This is a genomic window from Halomonas sp. LES1, assembly GCF_031846005.1.
Taxonomy (GTDB): Bacteria; Pseudomonadota; Gammaproteobacteria; order Pseudomonadales; family Halomonadaceae; genus Halomonas.
On the sequence record NZ_JAVRGC010000003.1, the window covers coordinates 380,843 to 393,253 of the forward strand.

Annotated in this window: 11 protein-coding genes; 4 read left to right on the plus strand and 7 right to left on the minus strand. The window is 66.2% G+C overall.

Features of this window, described 5'->3' with window-relative positions:
• Positions 1–3: 3 nt before the first annotated feature.
• Positions 4–1,413: a signal recognition particle protein gene (gene ffh, locus RM463_RS09070; protein ID WP_195687878.1), complete on the minus strand. Its 1,410-nt coding sequence runs from the start codon at positions 1,411–1,413 to the stop codon at positions 4–6.
• A gap of 187 nt (positions 1,414–1,600) precedes the next feature.
• Here ffh and RM463_RS09075 point away from each other — a divergent pair, with 187 nt between their 5' ends.
• Positions 1,601–2,401: an inner membrane protein YpjD gene (locus RM463_RS09075; RefSeq protein ID WP_195687879.1), complete on the plus strand. Its 801-nt coding sequence runs from the start codon at positions 1,601–1,603 to the stop codon at positions 2,399–2,401.
• A gap of 79 nt (positions 2,402–2,480) precedes the next feature.
• Positions 2,481–3,746, plus strand: a complete 1,266-nt coding sequence (locus RM463_RS09080) for an HlyC/CorC family transporter (protein WP_195687880.1) — start codon at positions 2,481–2,483, stop codon at positions 3,744–3,746.
• A 22-nt stretch (positions 3,747–3,768) separates the two neighbouring features.
• Here RM463_RS09080 and RM463_RS09085 read toward each other — a convergent pair whose 3' ends face one another.
• Positions 3,769–4,431, minus strand: coding sequence for a 1-acyl-sn-glycerol-3-phosphate acyltransferase (locus RM463_RS09085; RefSeq protein WP_195687895.1), 663 nt, complete (start codon positions 4,429–4,431; stop codon positions 3,769–3,771).
• 68 nt (positions 4,432–4,499) lie between these two features.
• Positions 4,500–5,105, minus strand: a complete 606-nt coding sequence (locus tag RM463_RS09090) for a TetR/AcrR family transcriptional regulator (RefSeq protein WP_195687881.1) — start codon at positions 5,103–5,105, stop codon at positions 4,500–4,502.
• A gap of 115 nt (positions 5,106–5,220) precedes the next feature.
• On the opposite strand from RM463_RS09090, the gene RM463_RS09095 reads away from it, so the two are divergent.
• A complete protein-coding gene (locus RM463_RS09095; protein ID WP_195687882.1) occupies positions 5,221–5,895 on the plus strand; it encodes an SOS response-associated peptidase in 675 nt (224 codons plus the stop codon).
• A 27-nt stretch (positions 5,896–5,922) separates the two neighbouring features.
• Positions 5,923–8,790 (plus strand): insulinase family protein, encoded by a 2,868-nt coding sequence (locus tag RM463_RS09100; protein WP_195687883.1) that lies wholly within the window; start codon positions 5,923–5,925, stop codon positions 8,788–8,790.
• Positions 8,791–8,926: 136 nt separating this feature from the next.
• On the opposite strand, the gene sbcB is transcribed toward RM463_RS09100, so the two are convergent.
• The 4 genes from sbcB to minC form a co-directional block, all read right to left on the minus strand.
• A complete protein-coding gene (sbcB, locus tag RM463_RS09105) occupies positions 8,927–10,420 on the minus strand; it encodes an exodeoxyribonuclease I (RefSeq protein WP_311429813.1) in 1,494 nt (497 codons plus the stop codon).
• Positions 10,421–10,507: 87 nt separating this feature from the next.
• A complete protein-coding gene (minE, locus tag RM463_RS09110) occupies positions 10,508–10,768 on the minus strand; it encodes a cell division topological specificity factor MinE (RefSeq protein WP_132044546.1) in 261 nt (86 codons plus the stop codon).
• Positions 10,765–11,583, minus strand: a complete 819-nt coding sequence (minD, locus tag RM463_RS09115; protein ID WP_195687886.1) for a septum site-determining protein MinD — start codon at positions 11,581–11,583, stop codon at positions 10,765–10,767. The genes minE and minD overlap by 4 nt, the downstream gene beginning before the upstream one ends.
• 55 nt (positions 11,584–11,638) lie before the next feature.
• Complete coding sequence (gene minC, locus RM463_RS09120; protein WP_195687887.1) at positions 11,639–12,373, minus strand: septum site-determining protein MinC; 735 nt, start codon at positions 12,371–12,373, stop codon at positions 11,639–11,641.
• Positions 12,374–12,411: the final 38 nt, after the last annotated feature.

The following is a 12,411-nucleotide window of genomic DNA, read 5'->3' on the forward strand; positions in this document are numbered from 1 at the left end:
GGCTTATCGCCAGGGCTTGCCACCGGGGCCGCCCATTCCCCCCATGCCACCCATGCCGCCGGGGCCACCGCCGCCCATCATGCCGGACATGCCGCGCATCATGTTCTGCATGCCGCCCTTCTTGCCCGCCTTCTTCATCATCTTCTGCATCTGCTTGTGCTGCTTGAGCAGACGATTCAGATCGGGCACCTGCAGGCCGGCACCGGCGGCGATGCGCCGCTTGCGCGAGCCGTTGATGATCTCGGGCTTACGACGCTCCTGGGGCGTCATGGAGTTGATCAGCGCCTCGAGCTTGCCCATCTCCTTCTCGGGGCCGGGCCCCTGGGCCATCTCGGCCATCTGGCCCATACCGGGCAGCTTGCCCAGCAGGCCGCCCATGCCGCCCATCTTCTTGAGCTGTTGGAGCTGGTCGCGGAAGTCCTCGAGATCGAAGCCCTGGCCCTTCTTGACCTTCTTGGCCAGTTTCTCGGCCTTGCCCTTGTCGACGCTGCGCTCGGCCTCCTCGATCAACGACAACACGTCGCCCATACCGAGGATGCGCGACGCCACGCGATCCGGGTGGAAGGGCTCGAGGGCGTCAACCTTCTCGCCAACGCCCATGAACTTGATCGGCTTGCCGGTGATATGACGCACCGAGAGCGCCGCACCGCCACGGGCATCGCCGTCGGCCTTGGTCAGGATCACCCCGGTCAGCGGCAGCGCCTCATGGAAGGCCTTGGCGGTATTGGCGGCGTCCTGGCCGGTCATGGCGTCGACGACGAACAGCGTCTCCTGAGGCGAGACCGCCTTATGCAGCGCCTGGATCTCGGCCATCATCGCCTCGTCGATGGCCAGGCGACCGGCGGTATCCACCAGCACCACATCGTGGAACTGGATCTTGGCATGCTTGATCGCCGCCTCGGCGATAGCGACGGGCTGCTGGTCGGAGCGCGACGGGAAGAAGTCGACTTCGACCTCCTTCGCCAGGGTCTCGAGCTGGTCGATGGCCGCCGGACGGTAAACGTCGGCAGAGACCACCAGCACCTTCCTCTTCTCGCGCTCGCGCAGATAGCGCGCCAGCTTGGCCACCGAGGTGGTCTTGCCCGCCCCCTGCAGGCCGGCCATCAGCACTACCGCCGGCGAGCCCTTGAGGGTCAGCCCCTCGTTGGCCTCGCCCATGGTCGCCTCCAGCTCCTGCTGGACGATCTTGACGAACTGTTGACCGGGCGAGAGGCTCTTGGAGACTTCCTGGCCCACGGCGCGTTCGCGCACGCGGTCGATAAAGTCCTTGACCACCGGCAGGGCGACATCCGCCTCGAGCAGCGCACGGCGCACCTCGCGCAGGGTGTCCTTGACATTGTCCTCGGTCAGGCGAGCCTGACCCTTGATCGACTTGAGCGTCTGCGACAGGCGCTCGCTGAGATTCTGAAACATTGGCCTCTCCACATGTGCGATGGCCTGAAGGTTGGGGGCGATTATACGCGCTGTGGCCGCGAGTCTCCATGCACCCCGTCCTGACCCAGGCTCCAAGGCCTGTGCGCCAGCCGGGTGATTGGGTATAGTAACCGCACAGATGCCACCCTTATGCTGACCACTTCCACAGGCGCACGGATCGCAACCCATGCAGGCGCTCGCCCTGGCCGTAATGGCCTCTCTCTTCTATCTCGCCGCCGCCTCCTGGCAGGGACTTACCCTGGTTCGCCGGGTAGCGCCACAGCCGATGCTGGTACGCGGCCTGTCGCTGCTTGGCCTGCTCTGCCACCTGCCACTGGTCGTCAGCCTGTTCGGTCATGAGGCTCAGGTACTGCCGGGGCTCTACACCAGCATGGTCCTGATCAGCGCCATGGCGGTGGCGGTACTGCTGGGTGTCAGCCTGTTCAAGCCGGTACTGGGTGCCGCCGTCGGCGTCCTGCCGCTGGCGGGCTTCGCGCTGTTGCTGGCTGTCACGGTACCGGCATCCCCCCCGGCCGAGGCACTCTCTCCCGGCATCGCCCTCCACGCCATCAGCTCCCTGCTGGGATTCGCGGTGCTGGCCATCGCCGCCGTGCAGGCCATTCTGCTGGGTCTGCAGAACCGCGCCCTGCGCCACCACCATATCCGCGGGATCGTTCAGGCCCTGCCCCCGCTCACCTCCATGGAGCGGCTGCTGTTCGAGCTGATCTGGGCCGGCATGGCACTGCTGACCCTGGCGATCCTCAGCGGCTTCGTGTTTCTCGACAACATGTTTGCCCAGCACCTGGCCCACAAGACGATCCTCTCGCTGGCCGCCTGGGTAATCTTCGCCATCCTGCTGTTCAGCCACCACCGCCTGGGCTGGCGCGGCATGCGTGCCGTGCGCTGGACCCTTGGCGGCTGCGCCGTCCTGCTGGCAGCCTACTTCGGTAGCCTCTTCGTGCTGGAAGTGCTGCTCAACCGCGGCTGAGCGGCCCTCCTGACACCTTGACACCGCGCGCCCACCTCCCGTCAAATCGAGCCTGACCCGCGACCGAGGACTCTTCGACTTGAGCGACGACTTCCCATTGGGATTGCTGTTCGGCCTGCTGTTCCTGCTTGTCTGCTTGTCTGCCTTCTTCTCGAGCTCAGAGACCGGCATGATGTCGATCAACCGCTACCGCCTCAGCCACCGGGTCAGCAGCGGGGAGGCACGGGCCCAGCGTGTCGCCAGACTACTGGCTCGCCCCGACCGGCTGATCGGCGTCATCCTGATCGGCAACAACTTCGTCAACAACCTGGCGGCCTCCATCGCCACCATCATCGCCATCCATTTTCTCGGCGACGTCACCGGCCCGGCCGTCGCCACCGCCGCGCTGACCATCACCATCCTGATCTTCGCCGAGGTCACGCCCAAGACCTATGCGGCGGTGAAACCGGACCGCATCGCCTTCCCCGCCTCGCTGGTGCTCGAGCCACTGCTCAAGCTGCTCTACCCGCTGGTCTGGCTGGTCAACGTGATCTCCAATGGTCTGCTGCGGCTGATCGGGGTGCGCAGCATCGATGGGGATGGCGACAACCTGACCCGCGACGAGCTGCGCACCGTGGTTCACGAGGCGGGCACCCTCATTCCTCATCGCCACCAGGCGATGCTGCTCTCCATTCTCGATCTCGAGAACGTCACCGTGAACGACATCATGGTGCCGCGCCACGAGGTGATCGGCATCAACCTGGACGATGACCTCGATGATATCCTCACCCAGATCCGCACCAGCCAGCACACCCGGCTGCCGGTCTACAAGGGCGACATCAACAACATCATCGGTCTGCTGCACCTGCGCAATGCGGCACGCTTCCTCTCCCGGGGCGAAGTGACCAAGGCCGCCATCGTCCAGGAGGCTCGGGAGCCCTACTTCATCCCCGAGTCCAATCCGCTGCACACCCAGCTGCTCCACTTTCAGCAGCAGAAGCGGCGTATCGGCATCGTGGTGGACGAGTATGGGGACGTGGAGGGCCTGGTGACCCTGGAGGATATTCTCGAGGAGATCGTCGGCGAGTTCACCACCGGTGTGGCAGGCATGCAGGAGGATATCCGGCACCAGGAGGACGGTAGCGTGGTGATAGAGGGCACCGCCAATATCCGCGACATCAACAAGTCGCTGGGCTGGCAGCTGCCTACCGACGGCCCTAAGACGCTCAATGGCCTGATCCTCGAACACCTGGAGGGGTTTCCGGAGGGCCCCACCTCGCTACAGGTGGGCGACGTGCGCATGGAGATCCAGGCGGTGCGTGACAACCTGATCACCGCGGCACGCTGCTGGCTGGCCCCGCGGTAAGCGCGACGCCAGGCACATGCCCCTAGCGACTCTGGATCTGGTGTTCGACCGCCGGCTGGATCGAGGCATCCCCCACGCACTTGAGCTCCCGAACCCGTGCCTCCAGCTGGCAACGAGTCGCCGCCCCGGGTGAGAGCGGCTCGCCGAGCTGCAGCACCACTCGGGCGCGGAAACGCCGCGGTCGCTGACTCAGCGCACGGCCGTGGCAGTGAGAGGTCCATGAGCCCCAGAGCCCGGAGAGACTCGCCGGGATCACCGGCACCGGGTCACGGGCGAGGATCAGCTCCAGGCCGCGGCGAAACTCCTGCACCTCGCCATTCGCTGTCAGACGCCCCTCCGGAAACAGCATCACTACCTCGCCATCGCACAGCGCTCGACTCACCTCCTCCATCGCCCGGCGTAGACCACCTGGATCGCGGCGCTCCGACTCAACGGGAATCGCCCCCACCAGCCGAAACAGCCAGTTGAGCCAGGGTGAGTCATAGATCGGCTTGTCCATCAGGAAGCGCAGCGGTCGCGGGCTCGCGCCACCTAGCACCAGGGCATCCATGAAACTGACGTGGTTGCACACCACCAGGGCCGCCCCACGCTCGGGAAGGTGCTCGAGCCCCGTCAGGCGCAGCCGATAGATCAGGCGAACCAGCAGATAGACCAGCAGGCGCACCGCCGGGCGCGGCGCCTGCATGACCCACCAGACGATACACAGCGCCACACAGGCGATCAGGAACCAGCTAAACGCCGTCACGTCGACACCTACCTGGCCCTCAGGCCGGCGAGGATGGTGTCGAGCAGCTGGTCGAGCAGCTCCCCCACTTCCAGCTGCTGGCCCTGCCAGTAGCCCAGCCGCTCGTTCAGGCCCAGCTGTACCAGGCCATGCACGCTGCCCCAGAGGGTGCGCCCCAGCCGGCGCGCCTCGAGATCATCCAGGGCCGGCTGGTACTCCTTGAGGGTGGCTTCGACACGCAGGAAGAGTGCCTCGATCATCTCGTTCTGGCGCTGATCCAGCTCTCCCTCCTGGGCCAGCGGGAAGTCGAACAGCAGCTGCCAGCGATACGCTTCGCGCTGGGCAAACTGCCAGTAGGCACGCGCCAGGGCGCGCAGCCGCTCCTCCGGTGCTGACTGGCCGGCCAGCGGCTCGACCACCTCGCGCAGATGCCCAAGGGTCTCGATATTGACGTGCTGCAGGAGGTTATGAAAGCTGCCATAGAGCTTGAGCAGGGTACTGGGCGCGCACCCCACCTCACGGGCCAGCGCACGCAGCGAGAGGCCGTGTACCGAGTTGTTCTGCAACCAGGCATCACAGGCCGCCATTACCTGGGCATGAAGCGCCTCGGGGGCATGTTGTCTGGGACGAGCCATCGAGTTCCTCGCGTGCCGAAGCAGGCAGTTGCGTGAAGGACCCCAAGGATAGCGCACATCGAACACTGTTTTCGATAGTCATGTTACCCTGACATTACATAGACCCGGAGATCCCATGGCCGGCCGACTGCATATCGCCCCGATCGACATCAGCCAGCTCGTGCCCGACCTGGTGATGGAGACGCCCCTCTTGACCGGTGCCAACCTGGCCCCCCGGCGCATGCTCTCGGGCATTCGCCTGGAAGCGGGACGGCCGCGCCTGGGTCAACTGTTCTGGGGGCTGACGCCCCCCTGGCTGGAGGTGCTGGACCACGCGCCCCACTGCGCCCGCGCCGAATCCCTGGCGTCGCGCCGCATGTTCCGCGAGGCCTTCCACGCCAGGCGCTGCCTGATCCCGGCCACCGGCATCTACGTATGGAAGCCCCAGCCACGCTTCAAGCAGCCCTTCCTGGTCACACGAGTGGACCGCGGCCCGCTGCTGCTGGCCGCGCTCTGGTGTCGCTTCCACACCAGCCTGGCCGAACACACCGACTCCATGGCACTGATCACCGTGCCGACCAACGGCCTGCTGGCACCGCTCAGCGATCGCCTCCCGGCGGCAATACCGCCTGCCGAGGCACGGCGCTGGCTCGATCCGCAGACACCGAGTGAGGCGGCCCAGGCCATGCTGGCGCCGGCGCCCAGGGAACTGTTGGGCGCTTTTCCGGTATCAAGACGTGTGAACAATCCGGCGAACCAGGACCCGGCCTGCGCCCACCCGGTCGGCCCCATGCTGCGCCACGAGGCCTGAGCCGACATCCCTGCACAAGGAGTGAGAATGTTGCCTATCCTGTCCGTCGCCCGCTGCGGGCGACTGTTGCCACCGCTGCTTGTCCTGCTGGGCCTGGCCTCACAGGGCCTCGCCTCCCAGGCCCTGGCCACCCAGACGGCAACCACCCCCACCGCGGCCGTCGAGGAAAGCACCACACCCAGGGTCAGCCCTCACGACGAGCGCGACTATCGCGTGCTGAAGCTGGAAAATGGCTTCACCGCCCTGCTGGTCAGCGACCCCGATGCCGACAAGGCCGCGGCCTCCCTCAATGTCTCGGTCGGCAGTGCCCAGGATCCGGCAGACCTGTCGGGGCTCGCCCACTTCCTCGAGCACATGCTGTTTCTGGGCACCGAGCCCTACCCCGAGGCGGACGCCTATCAGGGCTATCTCACCCGCCATGGCGGCAGCCACAACGCCTTTACCGCGCCACAGGACACCAACTACTTCTTCACCATCGAGCCCGACGCTCTCGAGGGCGCCCTGGATCGCTTCAGCCAGTTCTTTATCGCGCCGCTGTTCAACGCCGACCGCCTGGAGAGCGAGCGCAACGTGGTGCACTCCGAATATATGGCGCGCATCCGTGACGAGGGCCGGCGGATCAATGACGTGCTCGACCGCCTGCTGAACCCCGAGCACCCCTTCACCGGCTTTTCGGTCGGCAGCCGCACGACCCTGGCCGACCGTCCAAGCGACGAGCCGAGTCTGCGCGAACGGGTCATCGACTTCTACGCATCGCACTACGGTGCCAATGTCATGCACCTGGCGGTCGTCGCCCCTCAGCCCCTCGACGAACTGGAACGGCTGGTCGCCGAGCGCTTCGCCGCGGTGCCCGACCGAGGCCTGGTGCGACCGGAGATCAGCGACCCGCTGGCCCTGCCGGAGACACTTCCCAGACGAGTCGCCGTGAAGTCCCTGCGTGACAGCCATCAGCTGCGCTTCCTCTTTCCGGTGGACGATCCCATCGCCGAGTACCGCCACAAGCCTGCCGACCTGATTGCCCACCTGCTCGGGCATGAGGGCGAGGGTAGCCTGCTTGCGACCCTGCGCGAGGCGGGCTGGGCCGACGGGCTCTCCGCCGGCATCTCGCGGGGAGACGGCCACCACGCCCTGTTCACCATCGGCATCAGCCTGACCCCCCAGGGGGCAGAGCATCGCGATGCCATCGAGGCCAGCCTGTTCGCTGCCATCGAGACGGTTCGCGAGGCCGGCCCCGAGGCGTGGCGCTATGCCGAGCAGGCGCGCCTGGCCGAACAGAGCTTCCAGTTTCAGCAGCACGGCTCGGCCCAGCAGGACGCCATGCGCCTGGCCATGAACCTGGCACGCTACCCGGTGGAGGATGTGCAATATGCCGACTATCGCATGGATGGCTTCGACCGTGAGCGTACCCGCGACTACCTGGCCGCACTGACGCCCGACAACCTGATTCGGCTCTATAGCGCCCCGGACGTCGAGGGCGAGCGGACCTCGCCCTGGTTCAACGCCCCCTGGGGTGACGACGCCTATACCACCGATGGCACGCCTCGCGACGGGCTGAAGCTACCCGCCCCCAACCCCTATATCGCCGAGGATCTCGCGCTGCTGGACGCCCAGGACGAGCGCCCTCGGCAGCGTATCGATGAACCCACCTTCACCTTCTGGCACATGGCCGACGCCAGCTTCGACACGCCCAAGGTGGAGTGGCGCTTCAGCCTGCAACACCCACGTGCCGCCGAGGCGCCCCGCGAAGCGGCACTGGCCCGGCTGCTCGCCGGCTGGCTGGAGGACAGCCTCAACGAAGTGCTCTATCCCGCGCGGCTGGCCGGCCAGGGAGTCGAGGCCTACGCCCACGCCCGGGGCATTACCCTGGCCTTCTCGGGCTGGCGCGATCGTCAGACGGTGGTGATGGAGCGTGTGGTCGAGCAGCTTCAGCAGGGGGCCATCGAATCCGACGCCTTCGAACGGGTACGCCACCGCCTGCAGCGGGAGTGGCGCAATGCGCCCCAGGACCCGCTCCATCGACAGGCCAATCGCACCCTGGCCGAGGCCCTGGTGCGCCCCCAGTGGCCCACCAGCGCACTGCTTGAGGCCAGCGAAGGCATGACGCCGGGGGGCCTGAGCGAATTCCGCGAGGCCTTCCTCGACGAGCTGCACCTGGAGGCCATGGCGGTGGGCAATATCGACGCCGAGCAAGCCGACGGGATTGCACGGCAGATGGCCGACACCCTGGCGCCGAGCCTGACGGCGGCAGCGATTCCCGACCTGGTCCCGCTGGCTGCCTCCGCGGATCTTCCCGCCCTGACCCCGCAGACAGGTCGCGAGGAGTCGATCCTGCTGCGCTATCTCCAGGGCCCGGACCGCTCTCTGGAGAGCCAGGCACGCCTGGCACTGCTCGGCCAGCTGATCGACACTCCCTTCTACCAGCGTCTGCGCACCGAACAGCAGCTCGGCTATGTGGTTCACGCCGGCTACTCGCCGATGCTGGATGCCCCGGGTCTCGCCCTGCTGGTGCAGTCACCGGAGACCGATAGCGAGTCGATCGCCGACCATATGGATCGTTTTCTGGAGAGTTTCGACGCCACCCTGGAAACGCTGGACGAGGAAGCACTCGCCCCTTACCGCCAGGCGGTGCATGCCGAACTGACCCGGCGCGATACCAGCCTTTCCGGCCGGACCAATCGCCTGTGGCGCGCCCTGGCCTACGGCGATACCGAGTTCGAGCGACGCGAAAAGCTCGCCGAGCGGGTCCTGGCGGTTACCGCCGACGAGCTGCGCGCGGCCTGGACGGCCCTGCTTGCCAGCCCCGAGGTGCGAGTCGCCCATGACCCGGGCGATGCGCCCACCGACGTGCTGGCATTCACGGCTGACCTCGAGCCATTGCCCGAAGGTAAAGAGTGAGGGGCGAGGAGTGAACCCCGGCTGCGCCGGAACGATAAGCCGTAAGCTATAAGCCTGAAGAGGGCCACATCAAGAGTGATGTGGCCCTGACGATGGCAGGCCAGGCAGAAGCTGCTGCGAACGGGAAGGCAGTGCGTCAGTCCGCGTCGAATGCCTGGGGAGGCAGGATGGCCTCGACATGCATCACCAACTCCTCGAGGACCTGGCGATCGCGGTCTGTCAGCTCAACCTGGTTTAGCCGTTCGATCTCCCGGGCGAAGCCCTTGAGGGTCAGGCTGGCCACCTCGGCGTCATTCATGCGTGCCCAGCGATAGGCCTCCCACTGGGCCAGTTCATCGCCTTCAAGCGTCTCGGGGAAGCTGCGCGCGCGATAGCGAAACAGCATCTCCTCCAGGCGCGGGTCCTGGAAGGCGAAGCTGGCCCCCACCAGGTCCCAGGGCGCCATTTCGCGCACCTGCTGCATCTGACGGCGATCCGCCGGCGAGAAGAATCCTCCCGAGTAGAGCATCAGGTCGGGATCACCCGACCCCGCCGGGGGTGGCTCGGCGAACATCTCGGCGGCACGGGCGGCCACCTCCGGATGCCCAGCCAGACGCTTCCAGTGCTCGCGACAGGTCGCCATATCCAGCCCCAGGCGCTCGACGATATCGCCATGCTCCCCGCGCCGCGGACCCGCCACGTCCTTGAGGGCGCTGGCGGGGAACAGCACCGGGCACTTGTTGATATGGATCACCTTGAGCGGGATGCGCTCGGCACCCTCGGCAAGGTCGTCGTTGCTGACGAAGACCCGCTGGCGTATCTGTTCGGCAGAGAGCTCGAAGAGTGGCGTGGGGTCCACCGACAGATCATAGACGACGACCCCGTTGGGGTTGCTGGGATGCTCCGCGAGGGGCACCACCAGGGCGGCACAGCCGCGACTGGCCGGGTAACGCCGCGAGATATGCAGCAGTGGCTTGCGTCCAGGCACATCGAGCAGCTTGCCCACGGCGCGCTTGCCGCGCAGCTTGAGCAGAAAGTCGAAGAGATTGGCATTGGCCTCACGCAGGCGCCTGGCCAGGGCGATGGTCGCCCGCACGTCGGCCAGGGCATCGTGGGCCCCGGCATGCTCGATGCCATTGGCGGCGGTGAGATCCTCGAGCCGGAAGCTGGGCGCCCCGTCCTCGCGACGCGGCCACTCAAGCCCCTCGGGGCGCAGGGCGTGATAGGCCCGCACCACATCGATCAGGTCCCAGCGCGAGTTGCCGTTCTGCCATTCTCGAGCATAGGGGTCGAGCAGATTGCGATAGAAGAGGTGACGACTGACCTCGTCGTCGAAACGCACGCTGTTGTAACCCACCGAGCAGGTGCCCGGGACGCTCATCAGCGCCTCGATCTGCCCGGCAAACTGCGCCTCGGACAGCCCGCGGCGACGCGCCTGCTGGGGCGTGATACCGGTGACCAGACAGGCCTGGGGGTGCGGCAGGAAGTCATCTGCCGGCCGGCAGTACCAGGTGACCGGCTCACCAATCTCGTTGAATTCGGCATCGGTACGGATCGCGGCGAACTGAGACGGGCGGTCGCGACGCGGATCGGCACCGAAGGTCTCGTAGTCGTGCCACAGGAAGGTCTGCGGGGCGTCAGGCGGCGCCATCAAGGTCTCTCCGGCGATTCAGCATGGAGGCAACAGCCTAGCACAGCCCAACGACTCACTCAGCCAGACAGGTTCAGCCAGACAGACTCAGCCCGGCGCCCCCTTGGGCAGGGTCACATTGAGCTCGAGTACCGAACAGTTGTCCTCACTGTCGAGGCTGATGTTGATGGCGTCATCATCCACCTGCACATAGCGGCGAATCACCTCCAGCAGCTCCCGCTCCAGCATCGGCATGTAGTCCGGCTGGCCGCGCTGGCTGCGCTGGTGAGCGACGATGATCTGTAGCCGCTCCTTGGCGACTGGCGCGGACTTCTTGCGCTCCCGTTTCAGGAATTCAAGCAGCTTCACCGACGACCTCCTCCAAACATGCGACTGAGCAGACTCTTCTTCTGATACTCGTGGAAACGCAGCGGCACGTCCTCGCCGATCAGCCGCGACACGGTATCGGTATAGGCCTGGCCGGCATCGCTGGAAGCGTCGTGGGTTACCGGCACCCCCTGGTTGGAGGCGCGCAGCACCGCCTCCGACTCCGGAATCAGGCCGATCAGGTCGATCGCCAGGATCTCGCGGATATCCTCGAGGTTGAGCATGTCGCCGGTATCGACCCGCAGCGGGTTGTAGCGAGTGATCAGCAGGTGTTCCTTGATGGCGTCCTCGCCACGCTCTGCACGTCGTGTCTTGGAGGCCAGCAGACCGAGAATACGGTCGGAGTCGCGCACCGAGGAGATCTCGGGGTTGGTGACCACGATCGCCTCATCGGCGAAGTACATGGCCAGCTGGGCTCCCCCTTCGATGCCGGCGGGCGAGTCGCAGAGAATGTAGTCGAAGTCCTTGCTCAGGGTCTCGAGTACCTTCTCGACCCCTTCCCGCGTCAAGGCCTCCTTGTCACGCGTCTGGGAGGCGGGAAGGATGTGTAGGTTTTCCACACGCTTGTCGCGGATCAGGGCCTGGCTCAGCCCCGCCTCCCCCTGAATGACATTGACCAGGTCGTAGACCACACGCCGCTCGCAGCCCATGATCAGGTCCAGGTTGCGCAGCCCGACATCGAAGTCGATGACCACGGTCTTGTTACCGCGCAGTGCCAGGCCAGTGGCAATGGCTGCCGCGCTGGTTGTCTTGCCGACGCCTCCCTTGCCGGAGGTCACAACGATGATCTTGGCCAAGAGTCACTTCCTGTCGTGTTGTTGAAATGGAGCGGGCCACCGACGGAGAGACCGCTCAGGTGAGCGAGGTGATGCCCAGCTGATCTCCGTCGAGGCGAACCTGTACCGGGGTGCCCAGCAGCCGCCGGTCGATGTCCTCGAGGCGCTTGTAGTTCCCGGCCACCGAGAGCAGCTCGGCGTGGAGCTCTCGGCAGAAGATGCCGGCCAGGGCATCACCATGGATGCCGGCCAGGGCACGACCACGCAGTGCGCCGTAAACGTGCACGCTGCCCGCAGCGAGCACCTCGGCGCCGGCATTGACCGCACCGATCACCACCAGATCACCGCTAGGGGAGGTGACCTGCTGCCCGGAGCGCACCGTGCCACGAAAGATGCGTCCGCCACCGATGTTATCCGGTGGCACCGCCAGCTCGGCCGGCGCCTCTTCGTCGGCGGCAACGCTCTCCAGAGGGCGAGCCCTGCCAACCTCCTGGGGCGGAAACCAGCCCAGCCCCAGGGCCCAGGCCGACTGCTTGATCGGATCGGCTCCCCCGCGCACCGCCACGGGAAGCAGCTTGTGAGCCCGGCAGACGGCGCAGATGCGCTCCAGGGCGAGATGAGGCTCGTCGAGCTTCTCGACACTGAGCACCACCGGCGTATGCTGAAAGAAGGCCGGCGACTGGCTGAGCTTGCCGGCGAGCTGATCGCGGATCAGCTCGGGGTCCGCACTGGCCAGCTCCATGACCGTCATCGGCAGCATGCCTCCCTTGAAGGTGAAGGCCGTGCTTTCCCTGTCCAGTTTGAGGCTCATTGCCGAACTCCAGGTCGCTGTGATGGGAGTAGAGTCAA